Origin of the sequence: Mycolicibacterium brisbanense, from assembly GCF_001570425.1 — a bacterium.
GTDB lineage: Bacteria > Actinomycetota > Actinomycetes > Mycobacteriales > Mycobacteriaceae > Mycobacterium > Mycobacterium brisbanense.
The window spans coordinates 153,763-175,638 of record NZ_BCSX01000046.1; the positions used below are offsets into that span (position 1 = coordinate 153,763).

Annotated in this window: 23 protein-coding genes; 11 read left to right on the forward strand and 12 right to left on the reverse strand. The window is 67.1% G+C overall.

Features of this window, described 5'->3' with window-relative positions:
- The first annotated feature begins 11 nt into the window (after positions 1 to 11).
- The 8 genes from RMCB_RS27250 to RMCB_RS27285 are packed head-to-tail and all read left to right on the forward strand — an operon-like array spanning position 12 to position 8,682.
- Complete coding sequence (locus RMCB_RS27250; RefSeq protein ID WP_029366094.1) at positions 12 to 980, forward strand: ABC transporter permease; 969 nt, start codon at positions 12 to 14, stop codon at positions 978 to 980.
- Complete coding sequence (locus tag RMCB_RS27255) at positions 977 to 1,867, forward strand: ABC transporter permease (protein ID WP_062831241.1); 891 nt, start codon at positions 977 to 979, stop codon at positions 1,865 to 1,867. The genes RMCB_RS27250 and RMCB_RS27255 overlap by 4 nt, the downstream gene beginning before the upstream one ends.
- 26 nt (positions 1,868 to 1,893) lie before the next feature.
- Positions 1,894 to 2,874 (forward strand): ABC transporter ATP-binding protein, encoded by a 981-nt coding sequence (locus tag RMCB_RS27260; RefSeq protein WP_165606335.1) that lies wholly within the window; start codon positions 1,894 to 1,896, stop codon positions 2,872 to 2,874.
- The gene (locus tag RMCB_RS27265) at positions 2,871 to 3,896 is read left to right on the forward strand and encodes an oligopeptide/dipeptide ABC transporter ATP-binding protein (RefSeq protein ID WP_062831243.1); all 1,026 of its coding nucleotides are present in this window, start codon (positions 2,871 to 2,873) and stop codon (positions 3,894 to 3,896) included. The genes RMCB_RS27260 and RMCB_RS27265 overlap by 4 nt, the downstream gene beginning before the upstream one ends.
- Entirely contained in the window at positions 3,893 to 5,083 is a 1,191-nt protein-coding gene (locus RMCB_RS27270; protein WP_062831244.1) for a M20 family metallopeptidase, read from the forward strand. Before RMCB_RS27265 ends, RMCB_RS27270 begins: the two co-directional genes overlap by 4 nt.
- A 31-nt stretch (positions 5,084 to 5,114) precedes the next feature.
- Complete coding sequence (locus RMCB_RS27275) at positions 5,115 to 6,479, forward strand: aspartate aminotransferase family protein (protein WP_029366099.1); 1,365 nt, start codon at positions 5,115 to 5,117, stop codon at positions 6,477 to 6,479.
- Positions 6,476 to 7,912, forward strand: a complete 1,437-nt coding sequence (locus RMCB_RS27280; RefSeq protein WP_062831245.1) for a xylulokinase — start codon at positions 6,476 to 6,478, stop codon at positions 7,910 to 7,912. Before RMCB_RS27275 ends, RMCB_RS27280 begins: the two co-directional genes overlap by 4 nt.
- A 2-nt stretch (positions 7,913 to 7,914) precedes the next feature.
- On the forward strand, positions 7,915 to 8,682 hold the full coding sequence (locus RMCB_RS27285; RefSeq protein ID WP_036422056.1) for a glucosamine-6-phosphate deaminase: 768 nt from the start codon (positions 7,915 to 7,917) through the stop codon (positions 8,680 to 8,682).
- A gap of 30 nt (positions 8,683 to 8,712) precedes the next feature.
- Here the strand turns inward: RMCB_RS27285 and RMCB_RS27290 are convergent, their stop codons facing one another.
- From RMCB_RS27290 to RMCB_RS27300, 3 genes are read right to left on the reverse strand one after another with little or no spacing between them, the layout of a single operon-like run.
- Positions 8,713 to 9,027: a DUF202 domain-containing protein gene (locus RMCB_RS27290; protein ID WP_062831246.1), complete on the reverse strand. Its 315-nt coding sequence runs from the start codon at positions 9,025 to 9,027 to the stop codon at positions 8,713 to 8,715.
- The gene (locus RMCB_RS27295; RefSeq protein WP_036422058.1) at positions 9,024 to 9,407 is read right to left on the reverse strand and encodes a YidH family protein; all 384 of its coding nucleotides are present in this window, start codon (positions 9,405 to 9,407) and stop codon (positions 9,024 to 9,026) included. Before RMCB_RS27295 ends, RMCB_RS27290 begins: the two co-directional genes overlap by 4 nt.
- Positions 9,404 to 10,144 carry an acyltransferase gene (locus tag RMCB_RS27300; protein WP_029366104.1) on the reverse strand — a complete coding sequence of 247 codons (741 nt, stop codon included), beginning with the start codon at positions 10,142 to 10,144 and terminating at the stop codon, positions 9,404 to 9,406. The genes RMCB_RS27295 and RMCB_RS27300 overlap by 4 nt, the downstream gene beginning before the upstream one ends.
- A gap of 171 nt (positions 10,145 to 10,315) precedes the next feature.
- On the opposite strand from RMCB_RS27300, the gene RMCB_RS27305 reads away from it, so the two are divergent.
- A complete protein-coding gene (locus RMCB_RS27305; RefSeq protein WP_062831262.1) occupies positions 10,316 to 11,599 on the forward strand; it encodes a BamB-related PQQ repeat family beta-propellar protein in 1,284 nt (427 codons plus the stop codon).
- A 12-nt stretch (positions 11,600 to 11,611) separates the two neighbouring features.
- Here the strand turns inward: RMCB_RS27305 and RMCB_RS27310 are convergent, their stop codons facing one another.
- The 7 genes from RMCB_RS27310 to RMCB_RS36675 form a co-directional block, all read right to left on the reverse strand.
- Positions 11,612 to 12,301 (reverse strand): esterase, encoded by a 690-nt coding sequence (locus tag RMCB_RS27310; protein WP_062831247.1) that lies wholly within the window; start codon positions 12,299 to 12,301, stop codon positions 11,612 to 11,614.
- Between the two features lie 75 nt (positions 12,302 to 12,376).
- On the reverse strand, positions 12,377 to 13,579 hold the full coding sequence (locus RMCB_RS27315; protein WP_062831263.1) for a THUMP-like domain-containing protein: 1,203 nt from the start codon (positions 13,577 to 13,579) through the stop codon (positions 12,377 to 12,379).
- A complete protein-coding gene (locus tag RMCB_RS27320; RefSeq protein ID WP_029366108.1) occupies positions 13,537 to 14,529 on the reverse strand; it encodes a class I SAM-dependent methyltransferase in 993 nt (330 codons plus the stop codon). Before RMCB_RS27320 ends, RMCB_RS27315 begins: the two co-directional genes overlap by 43 nt.
- Positions 14,530 to 14,561: 32 nt before the next feature.
- Complete coding sequence (locus RMCB_RS27325; RefSeq protein WP_062831248.1) at positions 14,562 to 15,227, reverse strand: enoyl-CoA hydratase; 666 nt, start codon at positions 15,225 to 15,227, stop codon at positions 14,562 to 14,564.
- The gene (locus RMCB_RS27330) at positions 15,224 to 16,051 is read right to left on the reverse strand and encodes an NUDIX hydrolase (protein WP_062831249.1); all 828 of its coding nucleotides are present in this window, start codon (positions 16,049 to 16,051) and stop codon (positions 15,224 to 15,226) included. Before RMCB_RS27330 ends, RMCB_RS27325 begins: the two co-directional genes overlap by 4 nt.
- A complete protein-coding gene (locus RMCB_RS27335) occupies positions 16,048 to 16,920 on the reverse strand; it encodes an ABC transporter ATP-binding protein (protein WP_165606338.1) in 873 nt (290 codons plus the stop codon). The genes RMCB_RS27330 and RMCB_RS27335 overlap by 4 nt, the downstream gene beginning before the upstream one ends.
- Before the next feature lie 33 nt (positions 16,921 to 16,953).
- Positions 16,954 to 18,165 carry an RNA-guided endonuclease InsQ/TnpB family protein gene (locus RMCB_RS36675; protein WP_072278552.1) on the reverse strand — a complete coding sequence of 404 codons (1,212 nt, stop codon included), beginning with the start codon at positions 18,163 to 18,165 and terminating at the stop codon, positions 16,954 to 16,956.
- A 552-nt stretch (positions 18,166 to 18,717) separates the two neighbouring features.
- Here RMCB_RS36675 and RMCB_RS27345 point away from each other — a divergent pair.
- On the forward strand, positions 18,718 to 19,185 hold the full coding sequence (locus RMCB_RS27345) for an SRPBCC family protein (RefSeq protein ID WP_084388619.1): 468 nt from the start codon (positions 18,718 to 18,720) through the stop codon (positions 19,183 to 19,185).
- 42 nt (positions 19,186 to 19,227) lie between these two features.
- Positions 19,228 to 20,157, forward strand: coding sequence for a TIGR03620 family F420-dependent LLM class oxidoreductase (locus tag RMCB_RS27350; protein WP_062831251.1), 930 nt, complete (start codon positions 19,228 to 19,230; stop codon positions 20,155 to 20,157).
- 25 nt (positions 20,158 to 20,182) lie between these two features.
- On the opposite strand, the gene istB is transcribed toward RMCB_RS27350, so the two are convergent.
- Both istB and RMCB_RS27360 read right to left on the reverse strand, forming a co-directional pair.
- Complete coding sequence (gene istB / locus RMCB_RS27355; protein ID WP_062831252.1) at positions 20,183 to 20,962, reverse strand: IS21-like element helper ATPase IstB; 780 nt, start codon at positions 20,960 to 20,962, stop codon at positions 20,183 to 20,185.
- 5 nt (positions 20,963 to 20,967) lie between these two features.
- Positions 20,968 to 21,702 (reverse strand): Mu transposase domain-containing protein, encoded by a 735-nt coding sequence (locus RMCB_RS27360; protein WP_234792257.1) that lies wholly within the window; start codon positions 21,700 to 21,702, stop codon positions 20,968 to 20,970.
- Positions 21,703 to 21,876: the final 174 nt, after the last annotated feature.

Genomic DNA, 21,876 nt, shown 5'->3' on the forward strand with positions numbered 1-21,876 from the left:
GCCCCAAGGAGATGCTGCGTTATCTCGCAACGAAACTGACGTATCTGACTCTCACCCTCGTCGCGGTCCTGATCACCAACTTCCTGATTTTCCACCTGATGCCCGGTGACCCGGTCACCCACATCGCGCGCGGCCAGCACCTCGACGCCGCGGCGATAGCCAGGCTCCGTACGTACTACGGGCTGGACCGCCCGCTCAGTTCGCAGTTCGTCACCTACGTCACCCACCTGTTGCACGGTGAGTTCGGGTATTCGTACTCCTACTCGGCCCCCGTCGGCCCCATCGTGGGCGACGCGCTGGTCAACACCGTGATCCTGGTGACGGTCTCGACGGTGCTGGTGGTCGCCCTCGGCGTGGTGATCGGGGTTTTCGCCGCGGCACGCCGCGGCACGCGATCGGACCGGGGGCTGGTGGTGGGCTCGCTGGTGTTCTGGAGCCTGCCCACGTTCTGGGTCGGCATGTTGCTCATCTTCGTGTTTGCGGTCGCGCTGAACTGGCTGCCCATCGCCGGGATGTACACCGCCGACGCGATATATCCCACTGTGTTCACCCGGATCGCCGACTTGGCACGGCATTTGATCCTGCCGACGGCCGCGATGGTCATGGTCGACATGGCGCAGTTCGTCCTGATCACCCGCAGCTCTCTGCTGAACACGCTCTCGGAGGACTTCATGACCACAGCGCGCGCCAAGGGCCTGCACCCGCGCCGCGTGCTCTGGCGCCACGGTGTGCGCAATGCTCTGCTCCCCGTCGCCACCGCGACCACCTTGTACGCCAGTGCCACCGTCGGCGGCACGATCCAGGTCGAGACGGTGTTCTCGTGGCCCGGGATGGGCCAACTGATCTACCTGTCCGTGGTGCGGCGCGACTACCCCGTGATGGAGGCGTGCTTCCTGCTGTTCGCCGTGGTGGTGGTGCTGGCGAACTTCGCCAGCGACGTCATCTACCGCGCACTGGACCCGAGGGTGAGACTGACATGACCGAGGTGAACATCCCGGCGGGAACCACCAGCTCCGGCTGGCGTGACGTGGTAACCCAGTTGTGGCGCGACGCCATGGGGCGCACCGGTGTCCTCATGGCGGCCGCGGTGGTCGCGCTCGCCGTGGTCGGCCCACTGGTGGCGCCCTACGATCGCGGCGCGGTCGCCGAGTCCCGCACCGGAATCCTCCAGCCGCCCAGTGCAGCTCATCTGCTGGGTACCGACGAGCTGGGCCGCGACGTGTTGCGTCAGGTGCTCGCCGGCACCCCCATCTCGTTGGAGATCGGCCTGATCGCCACGCTCGTGACAGTTCTCATCGGCACGGTGGTGGGCGTCCTCGCGGGCTGGTTCACCGGAGTTGTCGACGCCATCCTGATGCGCATCACCGACTTCTTCCTGGTGCTGCCCAACCTGCCGCTCATGATCGCACTGGGAGCGATTGTGGGACAAAGCCTTCCGATGATCGTCCTGGTCATCGCGGTGACCAGCTGGCCTCCCACGGCCCGCATCGTGCGGTCCCAGACGCTGGCGCTACGGGAACGCGAGGTGGTGGCACGGGCCCGCACCGTCGGCCTGTCAGCACCGGCGATCCTGCGGAAACTGATCCTGCCCGGCGTCGCCGCACTGGTGATCGCGAATGCCGTCCTGGTGATCGCGGGATCCATCCTGGCCGAGGCCACGCTGTCGTTTCTCGGACTCGGCGACCCGTCGCGCACATCGTGGGGGCAGGTACTGCACAACGCGTTCGTATCCGGTGCCGTCGGCAGCGGTTACTGGTGGTACTTCCTGCCTCCGGGTGTCGGCATCGTCGTCGTCGTGCTGGCGTTCTCGCTCATCGGCCAAGCGCTCGAACACATTCTCAATCCGAAACTGGCGGCGACCACATGAACCTGCTTGAGATTCGCAATTTGTCGGTGACGTATCGATCCGGAGTCGAGGAGGTCCGTGCCGTCGACGGCATCGACCTCGACGTCAACACCGGCGAGGTCGTCGGGCTCGCCGGCGAATCCGGCTGTGGCAAGAGCACCTTGGCGCTGGCGGTGGCGCAGCTGCTGCCCCGCGGCGCCCTGGTGACTGCCGACCGGATGCAGTTGGGCCCCACCGACCTGCTCGCCGTCGACGACGACGGGCTGCGCAGGCTGCGCTGGAGCCGGTTGTCCATGGTGTTCCAAGGCGCGATGAACAGTTTCAATCCCGTCATGCCCATCGGCGCTCAGATCGCCGAGGCCATCCGCACCCACCGTCCGCACACCGGCAAGCGCGAGATCCGTGCGCGCGTCGCCGAATTGCTCGGCGAGGTCGGCATCGCGGCAGGCCGGGCGGCGGACTACCCACACCAGTTCTCCGGCGGTATGAAACAGCGGGCGATGATCGCGATGGCCCTGGCCTGCGACCCCGAATTGGTGATCGCCGACGAACCGACCACGGCGCTCGACGTCATGACGCAGGCCCAGATCCTTGAGCTGATCCGGCGTCTCGCCGACGAGCTGGATCTCGCGATGCTGGTGATCTCGCACGACCTGATGGTGCTCGGCGAATTGTGTGACCGGGCAGCCGTCATGTACGCCGGCCGTATCGTCGAACGCGGGCAGGCCGACGAGGTGTTGACCCACACAGCGGTGACCGGGCCGGCGCACCCCTACACCCGGCAGCTGCTGGCGTGCTTTCCGCGGCCCGGCGCAGGTGCCGCATCGATCAGCGGAATACCCGGAAGCCCACCGGATCTCGCTCACCCTCCGGACGGGTGCCGGTTCCGTGCGCGCTGCGAGGTGCCCCTCCCGGCGTGCGCGGCCGAAGACCCGGCTTTGCGTCCCGTAGCCGCTACCACCACGCATTTCGCTGCGTGCCACCGGGTATCAGAGACGACGACGCTTGCGCTGGGGGTAGCCCGATGACCGAACCGAACACCGGCGGGCCGGTCGCCGAGATCACCGATCTGCACGTGCACTTCCCGATTCGCCACGGCCGCCGTCGCCTGCTGGCCCGCGCCGTCGACGGTGTCGACCTGACCATCGACGAGCGGGAGATCGTCGCGCTCGTCGGTGAATCCGGTTGCGGCAAAACCACGATCGCACGCACCATCATGCGGCTGGCCGAGGCGACGTCGGGTTCTGTCGCCATCGGTGGCGTCGACATCACCCATCTCAGCGGCCGGAAGCTGCGCACGATGCGGCGAGACTTTCAGATGATCTTCCAAGATCCCTTCGAGAGCCTGCCCGCCAATTCGACCGCATTCGATCTGGTGGCAGAGGGGCTGGCGATCCACCGTCGCGGCATCGATGCCACCGCCCGGCGGCAAGCCACTCTGGCCGCGCTGGCCGCGTGCGGCCTGCCGGAATCGGTCGCCGGGCGGCGCATGTTCGAACTGTCGGGCGGCCAGCGCCAACGGGTCGCCATCGCGTCGGCGGTGGCCGTCGAACCTCGATTGCTTGTCGCCGACGAACCGGTGTCCATGCTGGACGTGTCACTGCGGGCCGGCATCCTGCGCGTGCTACTGGATCTGCGGGAACGCCTCGGCATCGCAACGCTTTTCATCACTCACGACTTGGCGCTGGCCGGCGTGTTCGCCGACCGCGTGGCGGTGCTGTACCTGGGCCGCATCGTCGAGCAGGGAGTGGGTACCGAGGTGATCGCCAACCCGGCCCATCCGTACACCCGCGCGCTGGTCGACGTGATGCCCAGGCCCGACGGCAGGCGCACCGCCCGCGCACTGCTCACCGGTGAGCCGCCCAACCCCACGGCCGAGATCACGGGGTGCCGGTTCGCCGCCCGCTGCCCACTTTTTCACACGCTCGGATCGCCCGAGCGCTGCACCACCGAACCACCGGCGCTGCGCTCGATCAGCGCCGATCACGCTGTGGCATGCCACTTTTGGGACACCACGGTTCTGACAACAGCTAAGGAGAACATCGCATGACTGCCAGCCGAGAAGAAACGATCCAGCTGCTCGACAGCCTGGTCCGCATCGATTCTGTGACGCCGTGGCTGATTCCGGGAGGCGCCGGAGAGGGCGAGGTCGCCCGCTTCATGCAACGCTGGCTGACCGCGGCCGGACTGGACGTCACACTGGAGGAGGTCGAGCCGGGGCGGCCCAATGTGCTGGCGTGGCTACGCGGTAGCGCACCGGGGCCCACCATCTGTCTGACCGCTCACAGCGACACCGTGGGATATGCGGCCTGGCCCAATCGCGCGTTGTCGCCGGTAGTCGAAGGCGACCGCATGATCGGCGTCGGAGTGGCCGACGACAAGGGCGGTTGCGCGGCCGCGATGCTGGCCGCTGCCGAACTGGTGCGGTCCGGAACGCCGCTGGCGGGCAATGTGCTGGTCGCGCTGGCGATCGACGAGGAAGGCGTGAGCATCGGCACTGAACACCTCGTCGCCAACCACGCCGACGAGATCGACCTCGCGATCGAACTGGAACCCGAAGGCTCCCACCTGATTTTCGGCGAGCACCAGGGTTTCGGGTGGATCGACATCGTGGTGTTCGGCGAGCCCGCCCACGGTTCGGCACCCGACAAGGGTGTCGACGCCATCGTGCACATGGCCGAGGTGATCACACGCCTGCACCGCCTCGACGAGACACGGTGGAAACCCAACCCCGATCCGCGCAACGGCCGCACGGTGTTTCATACCGGCACGATTGCCGGCGGCACCGACTACGCGACCTACCCGGCGGAAGTGGTGCTCGGCATCGAGATCGGCACTCAGCCGGGTGAGACGCTGGCCGACCGGGTGGCCGAGATCGAGGCGATCTTCGACGAGGTCAAGGCGGTCGAGCCGCGCTTCCGCGGCGAAGTCCGGGTGCGGCTGGACCGCGATCCGTTCACGGGTGCGGGCAACGATGCGCTGCTGACTGCCCTGGCCGACGCCACCGAAGCCGTCAACGGAACCAGGGCCGAGATCACGGGACTCAACGCGTGGACCGACGCGGCGCTGCTCCAGAGCGCTGGGATTCCCACGGTGCTGTTCGGTCCGGAAGGGGGCAACTATCACGCCGCCGAGGAGTGGGTGTCGATCCCCGATGTGGTCGCGACCGCCGAGATCCTGCGCCGCACCGTCGTCACCCTCATCGGGGTACCCGAACCGGCCACGTCCCCGTCCTGACCAACATCCCGCCGAGAAACCAAGGAAAACAATGACATTCACCGAGGCGTTCAACGTTCGCACGCCCAACACCCGCGCCTTGTTCGAACGCGCGAAACGCACCATACCCGGTGGCGCGGGCTCGACCGCGCGGTTGCCTCGCAACGGATGGAAACCCTCGCCGCTCTTCATGGCCGAAGGGACCGGGTCCCGTCTCACCGATGTGGACGGCAACACCTACATCGACTATCTGCTCGGCCTGGGCCCGATGATTCTCGGACACCGTCACCCGGGCGTGACCGCCGCCGTGCAGCGCGCGATCGCCGAGTACGGCACCTGCTTCGGCCTGCCCTACGAGCTGGAGATCGAAGCGGCGGAGAAAGTCGTCGCCGCGGTTCCCGGTATCGAACAGGTGCGGTTCACCAACTCCGGTTCTGAAGCGGTCGGCACCGCCGTGCGGCTGGCGCGGGCCACCACCGGCAGGCGGCTGATCGTTCGGTTCGAAGGCCACTACCACGGCTGGCAGGACACCGTGTACTGGTCCAACCATGTCGATGTGGACCTCGCCGGACCCGCCGATCACCCGCGCCCGGTCGCCATGGGACCGGGTGTTCCGGCCGAACTGGGCGGCACCCTGGAGGTGCTCACCTGGAACGACCCCGAGAGTTTCGTGAAGCTCATGGACCGCCGGGGCGACGAGGTGGCGGCGGTTCTCACCGAGCCCGCAGTGTTCAACACCGGCTGCATCCTGCCCGAGCCCGGGTACCTGGAATTGCTGCGCAGCGAGACCCGCAAGCATGGCGCGATGCTCATCTTCGACGAGGTGATCACCGGCTTCCGCTTCGCGCGCGGAGGTGCCCAGGAGTGGTTCGGGGTGCTGCCCGACCTGACGACCCTTGCCAAGGGTCTGGGCGGCGGGTTCCCCGTCGCGGCCGTCGGCGGTACCACCGAGGCGATGAGACTCGTTGCCGCAGGAAAGTATTCGCACTCGGGGACCTACAATGCGAACGTGGTGCAATGCGCTGCGGTGTCAGCCACCATGGATGTGCTGGCCGAGCCCGGGCTCTACGAACGTCAACGCGCCCTCGGCTACCGGCTCGCCGAGGGACTCTCCACGCTGGCTGCGGACCGGGGGTTGGACGCCTACGTCGAGGGTCTGGGAACCGTGTTCCAGCTATGGTTCGCCGATGGACCGATCCGCAACTGGCGCGACGCGGTGGCCCACGCCGACGAGGATCTGTTCACCCGGTGGTATCAGGAAATGCTGCTGCGCGGCGTGCTGTTCCACCCGCTGCAGTTCGAAAACCTCTTCGTCTCACTGGTACACGATGATCACGACATCGATGAAACGCTCACCGCCGCTGCCGACGCGTTGTCGGTCGTGGCCACCGGCCGCCATGCGGTGCACACGGCGTGAGCGGTGAGCGGGTCCACCTCGGGATCGATCTCGGCACCTCGTCACTGAAGGTCGTCGCGGTCGGCCCCGACGGTGAGGTCTGCGCTGCCGCACGGGGCGACTACGCCACGGCAAGACCGGAAACCCTTGCAGCCGAACAGAATACGCAAGACTGGTGGGTCGCGCTGGCGGCAGCGCTGGCCGAGGTCGCCGCCGCGGCGCCTGCGCAACACTGGTCGGGCATCGGCCTGTCGGCGATGTTGCCCACCCTGGTGGCGCTCGACGCCGCGGGCGCTCCGACCGGGCCTGCGATCACCTGGGAGGACGGCCGCGCCGAACCCGAAGCCGAACTGCTGCGGGCCGCGATCGGCGACGAGAAGCTCTACCAGCTCACCGGGCAGCGGGTCGACGGTCGTTACCTGGCGCCCATGCATCGGCGCCTCGACGGACAGGGCCACGGCGGCGTCATGGCAGCGTCGGCCAAGGATGTGCTCTACGCGCAGCTCACCGGCGAGTTGCTGACGGATCCGAGCACCGCTGCGGGCACCGGCGTGTTCGACCTCGACCGCTGCGCCTGGGACCCCGAATTGATGGTCGCCGCAGAGGTTCCGGGGCTGCCCGCGGTCGCACCCTCGGATACCGTCGCGCCGCTGTCTGCGCAGTGGCGCGCCGCGTTGGGTATCGCCGACGACGTGCCGGTGGTGCTCGGGGCGGCCGACTCGGTGCTCGGCGCGTTCGGTATCGGCGCGCGCACGCATGGCGATGTCGCGGTCATTGCCGGGACAAGTGCGGTCGTGCTGGGCATTTCGGACCGGGCGGTGCGGGATCCGCAGCGGCGCTACCTGCTCACACCCCTTGCCGGCGTCGGGTGGGGTCTGGAGATGGACGTGCTGGCCGTTGGTTCGGCGTTCGGCAGTATCGCCCGACTGCTCGGCTTGTCCGGCCCGGCCGCATTGCTGGACGCTGCCGCCACGGTGCCGCTCGACGACAAACCGGTGTTCCTGCCCTATCTCACCCCTGGCGAGCAAGGGGCCCTGTGGGATCCCGACCTGACCGGAACGTTGCACGGGCTCGACCTGTCCATGGGAGCCGGCCACGTCGGGCGGGCGCTGCTGACCGGAGTCATCGTGGAATTGCGCCGCGCGATCGCGATCGCCGAAACCGCCACCGGTCGACGAGGTCCGGTGCTCCTCGGCGGCGGCGCCGCGGTCAGTCCCCTGCTCTGGCAGGACCTCGCCGATGCCACCGGCCGAGACGTCCTCGTGGACTCGGCGGGCCGGGATCATTCCGCCATCGGCGCCGCGGTGTTCGCGGCACAGGCACTCGGCCGGCCGATCAACCATCAACCGCAACTGCACCGCGTCTCACCGCGACCGGCACATACCGCCCAGTGGGCACGGGCTGCGGACCGTCATGACGCATTGCGCGCCGCACTCGGAGGTATCGAACTGTGATCATGTCCCCCGCCGCTCGGGTCGTGGTGGTCGATGACGACGAATTCGGCGCCGCGGCTGCCGATGTCGTGCTCGAGCACCTTCCGTACCACGAACCAAGACTCGGCATCGCGACCGGCGGCACCCCGATGCCGGTGTACGCCGAGCTCGCCCGCCGGGTGCGAGGTGGCCAAATAGACCTCAGCACAGGCTTTTTGATAGCTCTCGACGAGTATGTCGGCTTGGGCGCACAGGACCGCCGCAGCTATGCGTCCTATGTGCACACCCACGCGGCCGTGCCGCTGGGCGTCGCACCCGGTAACGTCCTCGTACCCGACGGGCTGGCGCTAGACCCCGATGCGGAAGCCGAAGCATACGAGCAGCGCATCGCCGACCTCGGCGGCGTCGACGTCCAGATCGCCGGTATCGGAAGCAACGGGCATCTGGCCTTCAACGAGCCGGGTTCGGCGCTCGATTCCACCACCCGGGTCGTGGCGTTGTCCGACCAGACCCGCAGCGACAATGCGCGGTTCTTCGACAGCAGGTCCGATGTTCCGCACGATGCGATCACCCAAGGGCTTGCGACCATCTGCCGAGCCCGTTCGGTGGTGCTGTTGGCACGCGGCACCGAGAAGGCCGCCGCACTGGCCGCGGCACTGGCCGGCCCGGTCAGCACCGAGGTACCCGCATCGGTGCTGCAGCGTCATCCGGCGGTCACCGTGATCGCGGACCGAGCCGCGGCCGCCGAGCTGCCCGACCGATTGGCCCAACATGCCCGGAACAGTTTGTGACGCAGCCCTTCTCGCCGTTTCCTGCGACGTTTAGAGGGGCAACGAAAGCACCGACACCACGATGAGAACGAGGACGCTCACGGTCACCACGTAGACGTCGGGTGACGGGGTGATGCGGTTCGGCCGCGGGTCGCGAGCCAGAACGCGTTGTCTGCGCAGGCCCACCAGATAGACCAGCAGCGCCACCGCGACCGCGACACACGCTGCCACCAAGCCGAATCCGGCCTTGTGGTCCGCAATGTCGTGGAGCATCAGCAGCGCCCCGTTGCCCAGCACGGCGAACGCCGTGCGGGTCCATGACAGTGAGGTCCGCTCGGCCTGCAATCCCCGCTCGAAGACCCTCAACCCGAGGCCATTCGGACCACGGCGATGAGCAGCACCAGCACGCCGATCAAGCACAGGCCGACCGCAAGGTACGCCGGCGTGGGATGGCGCGGCAACGACGTCCCGGTCCGCATCGCCCGCTCCACCTGCCGCCAGCGCCACAGGCCGACCCCGGAGGTCAGCGTCGCCAGCACCGTGAGCGCCAGGCCCAGGACGTGGCGCGCCTCGGGGACGCCCAGCTCGGGCACGAACTGGATGACGGCAACCGCGGCGGCCAGCAGGCCGAGCGCCGTGCGCTGCCACGCCAGGAACGTCCGCTCGTTGGCGAGTGTGAAGCGGTAATCGACAAGCTCCTGTTCCTCGCCCGAACAGGGGCCCGCGTCCTCCGCCGGCTCGTTCAGTTGCTCGCGGCCTTCTTGCGCTCGATATCGGCCAGCGCGGCGGCCAGTTCGGCCCGCTGCGCCGCCGACGTGTCCCAGGCCAGCTTGCGGTTCTTGACCACCTTGGCCGGCGACCCGACGGCGATCGAATAGTCCGGGATGTCCCCCTTGACCACCGCATGGGCGCCCAGCACGCAGCCGCGGCCGATCGTCGTGCCGCGCAGCACCGTGACCTTCGCGGCGATCCAGGTGTCGGGGCCGATGCGCACCGGGCTCTTGATGATGCCCTGGTCCTTGATCGGCAGCTCGATGCTGTCCATCTTGTGGTCGAAGTCGCACACGTAGCACCAGTCGGCCATCAGGGCGGACTCGCCGAGCTCGATGTCGAGGTAGGTGTTGATGACGTTGTCGCGTCCCAGCACCACCTTGTCGCCGATCCGCAGCGAGCCCTCGTGGCAGCGGATGGTGTTCTTGTCACCGATGTGCACCCACCGGCCGATCTCCATCTGGGCCAGTTCCGGCGTGCACTGGATCTCGACACCCTTGCCGAGGAAAACCATGCCGCGCGTGATGATGTGCGGATTGGCCAGCTTGAACTTGAGCAGTCGCCAGTACCTGACCAGATACCACGGCGTGTAGGCGCGGTTGGCGATGACCCATCTGAGCGAGTCCACGGTGAGGAAGTTGGCCTGCCGAGGGTCGCGCAGACGGGAGCCCCGCCAGCGCTTGTGGATCGGGGCGCCCCACATCGTCGTCATGGCCCGAGAGCCTACGCGAGCGGGCGCGACCGAATTCGGGGTCGCTCCGCTCCTGCCCCCTCACATTCGCAGCGGTTACCCTCAGCTTGACCACATGTGCGAACCACATGCGCCGACAGGGTGCAGCCAACCATCCGTGCCGACCCGTCCGGGCTCCGACGAAAGGACACCGTGATCCGCCGATACCTTGCGCTGGCGGTAGCGGCGCTGCTCACCGGCGTGCTCACCGGATGTGAGAACACCGACTCATGGGTCGACGCGCACCCTGCAGCAGGCTGGTCAGCGCAGTACGGCGACGCCGCCAACAGCAGCTACAGCGCCGTGCACGGGGCCGACGCGCTGAAACCGGCCTGGAGCCGCTCGGTCAAGGGTTCCCTGGGCGCCCAGGTGGCCCTGGGTGCGACCGGTTACCTGGCTGCCAACGCGCAGACCGCAGGCGGTTGTTCGTTGATGGTCTGGGAGTCGGACAACAACGCACGTCAGCGCTGGTGCACCCGGCTGGTGCTGGGCGGCGGCTGGTCCAGTGCGCTGTTCGACGGCTTCGACAACCTCTACGTCGGTCAACCCGGCACCATGCTGTCGTACCCGCCGACGCAGTGGATCCGGTGGCGCCAGCCCGTGATCGGCATGCCCACCACGCCGCGCCTGCTCGACGACGGCCAACTGCTCGTGGTCACCCACCTCGGGCAGGTCCTGGTGTTCGACGCACATCGCGGCACCGTGGTCGGCACGCCGCTCGACCTGGTCACCGGGGTCGATCCGACCGATTCGCAACGCGGGTTGGGCGACTGTGCACAGGGCAGGCGCGGCTGCCCGGTGGCGGCCGCGCCCGCGTTCTCCAAGGCCACCAACATCGTGGTGCTGAGCCTGTGGGAGCCGGGTGCCGAAAGCCCCGTTCTGGTCGGCCTGCGATACCGCCCGAACCAGACGCCCATGCTCAACCGTGAGTGGACCAGCACCGCGGTCGGTCAGGGCCCGCTGGCCAGCCCGGTGCTGTCCGCGGACGGAGCGACGGCCTACGTCAACGGCCGCGATCAACGCCTCTGGGCGATCAACACCGCCGACGGCAAGGCCAAATGGTCGATACCGCTGAACTTTCTCGCCCAGACACCCCCGTCGGTGTCACCCAACGGCCTGATCGTGGCCGGCGGCGGACCCGACGCCAAGCTGCTGGCCGTGCGCGACAACGGCGACAAGGGCGACGTCGTGTGGACGCGCGATGACGTCACGCCGCTGACGACCACGAGCCGGGCCGCGGGCCTGGGGTACACCGTGGCGCGCGAGGGCGGGCACGGTCAGACCCTGCTGGTGTTCGACACCAGCGACGGGCACACGCTCAACAGCTATCCGCTGCCGGAGGCCACCGGCTGGCCGGTCGGCGTCTCCATCGGCCACGACCGGCGGGTGGTCGCCGCGACCAGCGACGGTCAGGTGTACGGCTTCGCCCCGGCGTAACGGGGGCCGCGGTCACGCCAGCAAGTCCCCCAACGCATCTCGCGGCACCGACGCCTGGGTGGCACCGGCCGTCTCGGCGAACAGTTCCCCCTGTCCGAAGAAGAAGATCACCGCATCGTCGGTGATCGCGAAGTTCTGGTAGTGCGTCGGGTCGAGCCCCGCACTGGACGGTATCGCCTGCTCGACGCCGGACTGCTTCTGCAGCTGGCGTTGCACGATCGGGAAGATCACGTCCAGCGGCTTGCTGCCCGGCTTGAACAGCGTCTCGAACGTGATGGGCGCCCGGGTGACGAGGTTATAGTTGAAGGCCTTGTACCAGGTTTGGGGATGCGCTCCACCGACGTTCTGATACACCTCGAACACCAGGCTCTGGGTGCGCGGTGGTAGCCCCGAGGTGTACCGGGTGCCCCTGGCATCGAGCACATACGGCTGATCGCGGGAACCTGGCATCTGCGAGACGTTGACGAATCCGTCCCGGGTCTGCGTCAGGTAGTTCGTGACGGGCTGCTGGTCGGGATAGTCCACGGGAAACGTGTAATCGAGCGTGTAGGACGCGTTGGCGGTGTGCACAGTGCAGTTCAGATCCAGACCGATGGTGCCGCCCAGATCGGCGCACGCGTTCTGGGCCGTTGCCACCGGCGTCGAGAGCCAGCCCACCAGCACACCGGCCGCCAACGTGGCCACTACAGGGGGAAATCGCATTGTCAGTCGTCCTCGCAGGCGATCAACTAGAGGCCGGCTGGAACTCCGGCGCGTCAACCACAGGGTACGTGGCCCTCACCGCGACGGCCGACAAACGAATGCCGTTGCGGTGCTCGCGGCACCCGATCCCAGCCGGGTGATGACCACGGAGAGTTGCTCCGAGCCGCGCAGACGCAGCCGTCGCCGCAACACATCTGGGTCCACGTTCACGCCGCGCACCAAGATTTCGACGGCCCCGACCGACCGTGCCGACAGCACCTCGCGCAGTCGACGCTCGTGATAGCCCACTTGTTCGAGCACCTCGAACCCCCGCAGTCCGGCGGGTAGCTCTTCTCCCGACAGGTAGGCGATGTCCGGGTCGAGCTGCCACAGACCGTGGCGGGCCGCATAGTGCCGGACCAGTCCTGCCCGCACCACGGCACCGTCGGGGTCGATGATCCACCGCCCGGCGGCCGCCACCGGGCAGTCGTCGGGCTCGGCGTCGGTGATCTGTTCGTCACGATCGAGCAGGGTGGCCCGGCGGCGAACGCCGCGTTCGGCCAGGCCCTGCGACCACAGGCACGCTTCACGAACTCCCCCGCCCAGCGAGGTCACCTCGATCTCACCGGTGAACCCCATCTTGGTGAGTTCGTCGAAATCGATTCCGGGAGCGCATTTTACGACCGTGTCACGGTCGCGGTAGACGTCCAGCACGGAGTCCAGCGCCGGTGTGTAGGCGCGCGGGTCGAACCGCCGGCGGCCACCCTGGCGCCGGGCCGGGTCGAGGATCACCACGGCGTCCCGCGTGATCGGACGCAGCGCGTCGGCGCGGCACAGTGCCACCGCCGGCACGTTGTTGGCGGCCATCGCAAGCCGTACCGGGTCGAGGTCGCTACCCACCAATTCGGTTGCCGAATGCTGCAGCGCCACAAGCTCACTGCCGATCGAACAGGTCGCGTCGTGCACCCGCGCTCCGGCCAGTCGGCGGGCGCGGTGCGCAGCCACCGGCGCCGCGGTGGCCTGCTGCAACGCCTCATCGGTGAACAGCCAGTGCGCCGGGTCGTCGAATTTGGCTGCCGCCCTGCGACGCAACTGCACGGTCTCCACCAGGACCGCCGCTCGGTCGCCGAATCGCGTTCGCAGAGAGGCGATGTCACCGACCAGGGCCGGGCCCGCCAAAGTCAGCTCTGCGGTCGCGGCGAGAGCCTGACGACCCTCGTGCGACCGCAGATAGCCGACATCGGCAACAGTGAACGCTACGACGGCTTGACCCCGGTGACCATCACGTTGTAAAACCAGCCCTTGGGCACCACACGGCGCCACACGTTGGCGTCCACCCAGCTCAGCGCCATCCAGCTGTTGAAGGCGAACTTCGCCCAGCCCCAACCCAATCGGCCAGGAGGCACCGCGGCTTCGAAGGTGCGCACCGGCCAGCCGAGCATCGCCGCGGTGAACTCCTCGCTGGCGGTACGGACCTCGACCGCGCCGGCGTTGGTGGCCATGCGCTCCAAGTCCGCCGGGTCGAAGGTGTGCAGGTCCACCACGGCCTCCAGCGCTGCGGCGCGGGACGACTCGTCGAGTTCGGCCTGCGGGCGGCGCCAGCCCTCGAGGCCCGGCAGCTTCGTGACGTTGGTGGTGGCGTGCCAGGTCAGCGTGGACAGCTCGCGCGCGTAGCGGTTGCCGACGGTGGTGGGCTCTCCGGCGAAGACGAACCGGCCGCCCGGCTTGAGCACCCGGACGACCTCACGCAGCGAGAGCTCGACGTCGGGAATGTGGTGCAGCACGGCGTGCCCGACCACCAGGTCGAAGGTGTTGTCCTCGTACGGGATGCCCTCGGCGTCGGCGACGCGACCGTCGATGTCCAGGCCGAGCGACTGCCCGTTGCGGGTCGCGACCTTGACCATGCCCGGTGACAGGTCGGTCACCGATCCACGGCGGGCGACGCCGGACTGGATCAGATTGAGCAGGAAGAAGCCGGTGCCGCAGCCCAGTTCCAGGGCCCGCTCGTAGGGCAGCTCGCGCTGCTCGTCCTCGGGGACGATGGCGTCGAAGCGGCCGCGGGCATAGTCGATGCAGCGCTGGTCGTACGAGATGGACCACTTCTCGTCGTAGGTCTCGGCTTCCCAGTCGTGGTAGAGCACCTGGGCGAGCTTGCTGTCGTGCATCGCGGCCTCGACCTGCTCAGCCGTGGCGTGCGGGTTAGGAGCCGGCATGTCAGCCTCGACACCGGATTCCTTGATCTCTGTCATGCAGGGCAGCCTAATAGTCCGCTCGGCGCGGGTCAGTCCCGGTCGGTGGGCCCATCGACAGCCGCCTTGGCCGCGGCCAGCGCGGCCACCGGATGCTCGATGAACCGGCGCGCCCACGCCAACGCCGAGTCATAGACGTGATCGGGCGCCACCATCTCGTCGATCAGGCCCAGCGACACGGCTTCCTCAGCCCCGACGAACCGTCCGCTGTAGGCCAGTTCCTTGGCTTTACCGGCACCGATGACGCCGGCCAGCCGCGCACCCGCACCACCGCGGGGCGCCAGCCCGGCCAGGATCTCGGTCGCACCGAACTTCACGTTGTCACCGCTCACCCGCCAGTCCGCCGCCAGCGCCAACGCCATGCCGCTGCCGAGGGCGTAGCCGGTGATGGCCGCAACGGTCGGCCGCGGGATCGCCGCGACGGCCTCAAGGCACTCACGCAGCGCCTTGTCGGCCAGTGCGGTCTCGGCGGCATCGAGCGTGCGCAGCTCCGGCACGTCGTCGCCGGCACAGAAGATCTCGTGGCCGCCGAAGAGCACGATCGCTGCGATGTCGGGACGCTCGGCCAGTTCCGCGGCGGCACCGGTGAGCTCGCGATACACCTGCCGGGTCAATGCGTTGGTCGGTGGCCGCGACAACAGCAATGTCGCGAGCCCTGGCTCCGCCTCGCTGGTGACGACGCTGACGAATTCGTTCATGAGGTGCCACCCGGTGTCGCTGGGGAACGGTGGTTGCGCGCCGCGTTGTAGCGCTCGCTGTCGAAGAACTCGATCTCCCAATTGCCGCCCTTGACGGCCAGATGGGGTTCGACGGCGACGATCTTGCGCTCGACGGCCAACACTTCGGCGACCGTGCGGCCGTTCAGCGAGTCCAGCTGGGTCCACGTCGGCGGGAGCAGGAATGACCGGCCCTGCGCGAAGTCGTCGAGCCCGGCCTGCGGGGTGCTCCAGAACGCGCGGTCACTCTCGGTGTTCTCACCGTCGGCCCGCTGCCCCTCGGGCAGGGCAGCGACGAAGAAATAGGTGTCGTAGCGCCGGGTCCGTTCCTCTTTCGGCGTCACCCAGTTCGCCCACGGCCGCAGCAGGTCGGCCCGCAGGACGAGCTTCTCCTGGCGCAGGAAATCGGCGAACGACAGCGCGTTGCTGGCCAGCGCGGCCCTGGCGTCGCGGTAAACCGAGGCGTCACCGACAATGCCGTCAGGATCGTTGTCCGGGCCCGCGAACAGCACGCCCGATTCCTCGAAGGTCTCCCGCGCCGCGGCGCACACGAGCGCCTCAGCCAGCCCGGCGTCCACGCCGAGCCGCTCCGCCCACCACGACGGTTCCGGGCCGAACCAGGCGATGTCGGCGTTGCGGTCGCGCTCGTCGACCCCGCCGCCGGGAAACACCATGACGCCGCCGGCGAACTCCATCGCGGTGTGCCTGCGCATCAGGAACACCTCGATCTCCGAGGCGGCGCCCCGCTGCTCGTCGCGCACGAGCATCACGGTCGCGGCAGGCCTCGGGGGCAAGGGGGCGGTCATGCCCGCCGCCTGTGCGCCGCCCGGCTGCGGATCCGTCGCGCGAAATACCGCCCGTCGATCACGTCCAGGGCGATCGACTGGCCGAACGCCTTGGACAGGTTCTCGGCCGTCAGCACATCGGTGAGGAGCCCGGCGGCCACGACGGCCCCCTCCGAGAGGATCAACGCGTGGCTGAAGCCGGGCGGGATTTCCTCGACGTGGTGGGTGACCAGCACTATCGCGGGAGCGTCAGGGTCGGCCGCCAGATCGGCGAGCCTGGCCACCAGTTCTTCTCGCCCGCCCAGGTCCAGCCCGGCGGCGGGCTCGTCGAGCAGCAGCAGTTCGGGATCGGTCATGAGCGACCGGGCGATGAGCACGCGTTTGCGCTCACCTTCGGAAAGGGTTCCGTAGACCCGGTCGGCCAGGTGCTCGGCGCCGACACTTTCCAGCATGTCGACGGCCTGTGCGTAGTCGACATCTTCGTAGTTCTCGCGCCACCGGCCCAACACCGCGTAGCCCGCGGACACCACCAGGTCGCGCACCAGTTCGTCGTCGGGAATCCGTTGTGACAGGGCCGAACTGCTCAGGCCGACGCGGGAGCGCAGCTCGGACATGTCCGTGCGGCCCAGCCGTTCCCCGAGCACGTAAGCCGTGCCCGAGGACGGGTGCTCGGTGGCGGCGGCGATTCGCAACAGCGACGTCTTGCCCGCCCCGTTGGGACCGATCACCACCCAGCGTTCATCGAGTTCGACAGCCCAGGTGACGGGCCCGACAAGGGTGTTGCCACCCCGTCGGAGCGTGACCCTGGCGAAGTCGATCAGCAGGTCTTCGCTGCCGGCACCGTCGGCTGCGTCTTGTCCGGTTTCGGGCACTCGCCCATCGTATTGAATCCTCCCCCTCGTGAAATAAGGGGGATTCCTAGCTCACGCCGCCTGGCCGCTCGGTGAGCGCCCAGGTCTTACACGATCAACGCCAGCCGGGACGAAACCTGCCCGGTTACGGATGACGTCAGCGGAGTTCTTGTCGCGGTCAGCGACAAATCCGCAGGACTCGCACCTATAGGTGCGTTGCGACAGCGACAGTGGATGCTTGGCTTTCGCACCGCACTTGCTGCAGTCGGTTGTGGTGTGTCGAGGGTCGATCAGCACAAGGTGGCGACCGTGCTTCTCGGCCTGCTCGATCAACGCTCGTTTGGTCGCGGCAATCGACGCGTCGGCGGCTTTGCGCGCCATGGTCGACTTGGCTAAGAACTTCGGCCGGAAATCCTCGACCGCTATCTGATCAAAATCGATGACCGCGGCCTTGGCCCACTTACGCGCCGTGTCGGCGCGGTGAGCGGCCAGCCGGCCATGCTGCTTGGCGGCGGACCGCTTGGCCGCCTTGTACCCGCGCGATGCAGCCATACCTTTCGCGGGTCTGCGCCTGCTCATCATCCGCTGATATCGCGCCAGCCGGGCCGCTGCTCGGTCGCCGTGCCGCGGGTGGGGCAGATCATGGGCGTCGCTCGTAGTGGTCGCCAGATCCCTTACACCCCAGTCGATTCCGATCGATAGTCCCGTAGCAGGTAAGCGTTGCGGCTCGGGCCGAGGCACGACAAATGAGCACCACCATCTCCCGATAGCGTCCTGGTAGATTCGCACACTCGATGGCTGCCCCGGCAGATCACGGGACCAAACCGGCCGCACCGTGATCCCACCGACGAGTCTCAACTGGCGACCAGTGAGTTTGAACCCGTTGCGGGTGTAGTTCAGACTCGGCAAGGCCCGACGCCTGGACTTGAATCGAGGCATCCCTCGCCGCCGTTTGACCGACAGCCCTTCTTTTCGGTCCTTCAACGCTTTCGCGCGAGCCCGCCCGAAATCGCGGATAGTCTGCTGCTGCGCCACACTGGATCCGGCGCCCAACCACTCGTGCTCGCTGCGCCAACCGGTGAGCCGCTTGTCCAGCAGCGCTGGCCCGCAATTCACCTTGGCACCTGACTGCACCGAGAGTTGATGCGCAGCGTCGGACGCTGCCACGCACTGATTCCACACCCATCGGCAGCGATCCCACTCCGCCAGCAATGACCGCTCTGCGCTACTCGACACCCTTAGGCGGTACGTGTACCGCACCTTGGCGCCGTCCGTACAACCCATAGGAGCACGGTATCGCCGGCCACTGACATCCTCTCCTACAACCGCATCGGCAAATCGCTGCAATCAAGAGGCTGCGAGGGCTCCAAGCGCCCCAACCACGCCGCAGCTCAACAACAAGTGGGTTTCGTCAAGTTGCTGGGCCCCGGGATCGGCACGGAATTTGGCCCCAGGTTCTGTTGGTTATCCGAAGTCGAAGTGACTGCGGCCGGGTAGCTTGCTTTGAGGCTTCGGGGTGGTCCCTCGACTTGGTGGCTTACGAGTGTCCGGTGCAAACCCGCCGAGGCGCCGAGGCGCCGAGTGCTGCGACGCCAGACCCAACCGCCTGGTTGGGCTCAGAGTTTGCCGAGCTACGCAATGTGATATTCGCCATGTTCTCTTGTCGGCAAGAACGCCCTATGGTAGGGGAAGCGCCGGATTAGTTGAGCGAATTGCGCAGCCTCTTATATCGGTGCCGTATGCGTTAGCCAGGTGGCTAACCGATTCTTTCTAGGGCGTGGCGATTTCGCGCGTCGCCACGCCGCGTACCAAGCCTAATTTGGAGGTTACATCGGCATGGAGGTCAGCTATTCGTTAACGATCGCCGCGCCGCCGGATCGAGTCTTCGCACTGCTGTCGGACTACCAGTGGGCGCGACCCACTCTGCTGCCCGTGCAGTACTACACCGATTACCAGGTTGTCGACGGTGGTCACGGTGACGCAACTGTGGTTCGTTGGATCCTTCATTTCACCAAGTCCAGATTCCGCGACATGGTCAATGTCGTGGAGGTCGAGGATGACCTGACTCTTGTTGAACGAGACGACAACTCGACACTGGTCACCCGCTATACGGTGGAACCCCTCGAACGGAATGGGCCTCAACTCTCGCTGATCACCGCACAGACATCGTGGCACGGTGCGGACAGCTTCATGAAGTACCTCGAGCGAATCCTCGCTCCCGGGATGATGCGCAAGATCCACGCGGCGTTCCTGACACAGGTCAAGAACTATCTCCAAGAGACCCCCGCGGCAACCGAATCATAAGAACAACCGCAACACGTAGCGAGCAAAGGGTAGGTGCACAAAATGGTCAATCCGCAAGTCTCGGTCGGGCGTTTCGGCGTATTCGGTGGGCTGAGCTTCTTCGACGACGGCCGCGCCGCCGCAGTGGAACAACTGGGATATGGGGCCATTTGGATTCCCGCCGTCTTCGACTCGGGTCTCGCCGCCATCGAAATGGTGCTCGAACAGACCACCACGATCGCGGTCGGGTCGGCAGTTGTGAACATCTGGACCGCTCCCGCCAACGACGTCGCACACTCGTTTCACCGGCTGGAAGAACGCTTCCCCGGCCGATTCCTGCTCAGCATCGGTGCCGGCCATCGAGAACACCTCGGCGATCACGCACAGACGCCCTACCAAGGAGTCACCGCCTACCTCGACACCCTCACCGCCGTCGGGGTACCCAAGGAGCGTATTGCCGTCGGAGCCTTGCGCACCCGGATGCTCACCCTGGCCAAAAACCGTGCAGCCGGGGCCAACCCCTATCTGACGACCGTCGAGCACACCCGGTTCGCCCGCTCGGTTCTCGGCGACGGTGTCCTGCTGGCGCCCGAACGCAAGGTGGTGTTCGATACCGACCCCGCCGCCGCCCGTGACGCGGCCCGTCAAACGTTGGCGTTCTACCTCAACATGAGCAACTACGTGAACACGCTCAAACAGTTCGGCTTTCCCGACCTGAGCACCGGGGACACCGCCGACGACGTGTTAGTCGATGCGCTGGTGTCGCACGGCGATCCCGCTGCGATTGCTGCAAGTGTTAATCAGTATCTCTCTGCCGGTGCCGACCACGTGGCGATCCAACCCTTGCACGCCGACTTCGACATGGGAGCGATCGACCCAGCAACAATCGAAGCCAACCACGGCCGCATCCCCGAACTCGCCGCCGTCGCGCCCGCCCTCATAGCCGGCCTGGCCGAACTCGCAACCGCGCTCGAACTCACACCACCACAGTGACTTTGAAACAAACACACCCAACTAACTAGCCGGCACGTTTGCGGCGCGTGGCGGTCTTGGAGGTGCGCAGGCGGTAGGAATCAGTTCCGGTTTCGAGGATGTGTGCGTTGAACGTGATCCGGTCGACGATCGCGGCCACCAGACGAGGATCGGGAAACACGGCTCCCCATTCACTGAACGGCAAATTGCTCGCCAGGCCGATACTCGCCCTTTCCTCGCGTTCGGTGATGATCTGGAATAGCAATTCAGCTCCGCGAGGGTCGATTTGAACGTATCCCAGCTCATCCAGTAGTAACAAATCCAGCCTGCCGTAACGCGCGACCACACGGGATAAGACGCGTTCGTCGGCGGCTTCGACGAGCTCGTTAACCAGTTGTGCGCAGGTGACATATCGGACCTTGCGGCCTTGTTCGCAGGCCGCCAGCCCGAGACCGATGAGGAGGTGGGTTTTGCCGGTTCCGCTGTCGCCCAACAAGACGACGGGTTCGCCGGCGTTGAGATAGTTGCCCGAGGCCAGCGTGGCCAGCTGGGCGGGTTCGATGGTCTTGACGGCGTCGACGTTGAACTCCGAAAGTCGTTTGAGTCGTGGGAATTTGGCATCGGCGATACGCCGGGTGCGGCGGCGTTCGGCACGGTCATCGACCTCGGCGGCCAGCAGCTCGGCCAAGAACACCAGGTAGGACTGCCGATCGCGGCTGGCGATCTCAGCCAGCCGCGCAACCTCACCGCGAAGAGTCGGTAACCGCAGTTCACGGGCAGCGGCGCCGATCGACGCCAAAGCCGCTTCGTCACTACGAGTGCTCATCGGGCTCAGCCTTCGCTTCCGGTCAGCAACGCGTCATACCCGTGCAAGGTCGGCGCGGGACGGTCATAACGCGTCCACGCGCCGATCGCCACCGCGAGCTCAGTGGCGTCCTCACCACCATGGCGGCGAGCCTCAATCAGCACCACCTGTGGATCCATCAGCCCGGTGGAGACCGCTGAAGCCATCGCGGCCTGCAAGGCACCGGCCCGCAGAGTGCGGTGCGCCAGCAGGATCTCAATCAGCGCTCGCGTCCCGGCCGCGTCACCACGAGCCCGCCGCGCAGCATCCCAATACTGTTGATGCGTCGCGGTGAACGCCCCAGACGCTTTGGCCTGGGCCAGTGCCGTCGCACCCGGCAACGCACCGGGTTTGGACTTGAGAACTTCCAGGTAATGGTCCAGAGCGAGCACTTCGACATGGCGGCCTGCGGCCCGCTCATGATGGGCTACCAGTTGAGCGGCGTCGAACACTTCGACGGTGGTGGCGGTGAGCCTGACCGTCAGCCGCCGTCCGGCATAGCGTGCGGGCACCGAGTAATGGCATTGGCGCACCGACACCCGCGCCTTCAGATCGACCCGCGTCCGCAGGATCAACGCCGGGTCGAAGGTCTCCATCGGCAGGGGTTGCAGCATGGGTAGTTCGTCAGCGAACGCCTCGGCCACCGTGCACGGCCGGCCGGTAATCACCCGGGTGTCATCGAGCAGATCCCCCGCAGCGATCAACCTATTCAACTCGGCCAACGAAACAGCATCAGGAACCGGCACCAAATGCCGACGCCGGAACCGACCGATATCGCCCTCCACACCGCCTGAGGCTCCCCCCGGGTGGTGGACATCGAGATAGCGGGATGGATGATCCCGCTGGAAGGATGTCACTATGTCCCGAACCCGCCGGTCGTTCACGACCGAGTACAA

Excerpts from the sequence above, each read along its gene's own strand:
- RMCB_RS27250 (WP_029366094.1), top strand. The coding sequence starts at position 12 with ATGCTGCGTTATCTCGCAACGAAACTGACGTATCTGACTCTCACCCTC.
- RMCB_RS27255 (WP_062831241.1), top strand. The coding sequence starts at position 977 with ATGACCGAGGTGAACATCCCGGCGGGAACCACCAGCTCCGGCTGGCGT.
- RMCB_RS27265 (WP_062831243.1), top strand. The coding sequence starts at position 2,871 with ATGACCGAACCGAACACCGGCGGGCCGGTCGCCGAGATCACCGATCTG.
- RMCB_RS27270 (WP_062831244.1), top strand. The coding sequence starts at position 3,893 with ATGACTGCCAGCCGAGAAGAAACGATCCAGCTGCTCGACAGCCTGGTC.
- RMCB_RS27275 (WP_029366099.1), top strand. The coding sequence starts at position 5,115 with ATGACATTCACCGAGGCGTTCAACGTTCGCACGCCCAACACCCGCGCC.
- RMCB_RS27285 (WP_036422056.1), top strand. The coding sequence starts at position 7,915 with ATGTCCCCCGCCGCTCGGGTCGTGGTGGTCGATGACGACGAATTCGGC.
- RMCB_RS27300 (WP_029366104.1), bottom strand. The coding sequence starts at position 10,144 with ATGACGACGATGTGGGGCGCCCCGATCCACAAGCGCTGGCGGGGCTCC.
- RMCB_RS27310 (WP_062831247.1), bottom strand. The coding sequence starts at position 12,301 with ATGCGATTTCCCCCTGTAGTGGCCACGTTGGCGGCCGGTGTGCTGGTG.
- RMCB_RS27320 (WP_029366108.1), bottom strand. The coding sequence starts at position 14,529 with ATGACAGAGATCAAGGAATCCGGTGTCGAGGCTGACATGCCGGCTCCT.
- RMCB_RS27325 (WP_062831248.1), bottom strand. The coding sequence starts at position 15,227 with ATGAACGAATTCGTCAGCGTCGTCACCAGCGAGGCGGAGCCAGGGCTC.
- RMCB_RS27330 (WP_062831249.1), bottom strand. The coding sequence starts at position 16,051 with ATGACCGCCCCCTTGCCCCCGAGGCCTGCCGCGACCGTGATGCTCGTG.
- RMCB_RS36675 (WP_072278552.1), bottom strand. The coding sequence starts at position 18,165 with ATGGGTTGTACGGACGGCGCCAAGGTGCGGTACACGTACCGCCTAAGG.
- RMCB_RS27345 (WP_084388619.1), top strand. The coding sequence starts at position 18,718 with ATGGAGGTCAGCTATTCGTTAACGATCGCCGCGCCGCCGGATCGAGTC.
- RMCB_RS27350 (WP_062831251.1), top strand. The coding sequence starts at position 19,228 with ATGGTCAATCCGCAAGTCTCGGTCGGGCGTTTCGGCGTATTCGGTGGG.
- istB (WP_062831252.1), bottom strand. The coding sequence starts at position 20,962 with ATGAGCACTCGTAGTGACGAAGCGGCTTTGGCGTCGATCGGCGCCGCT.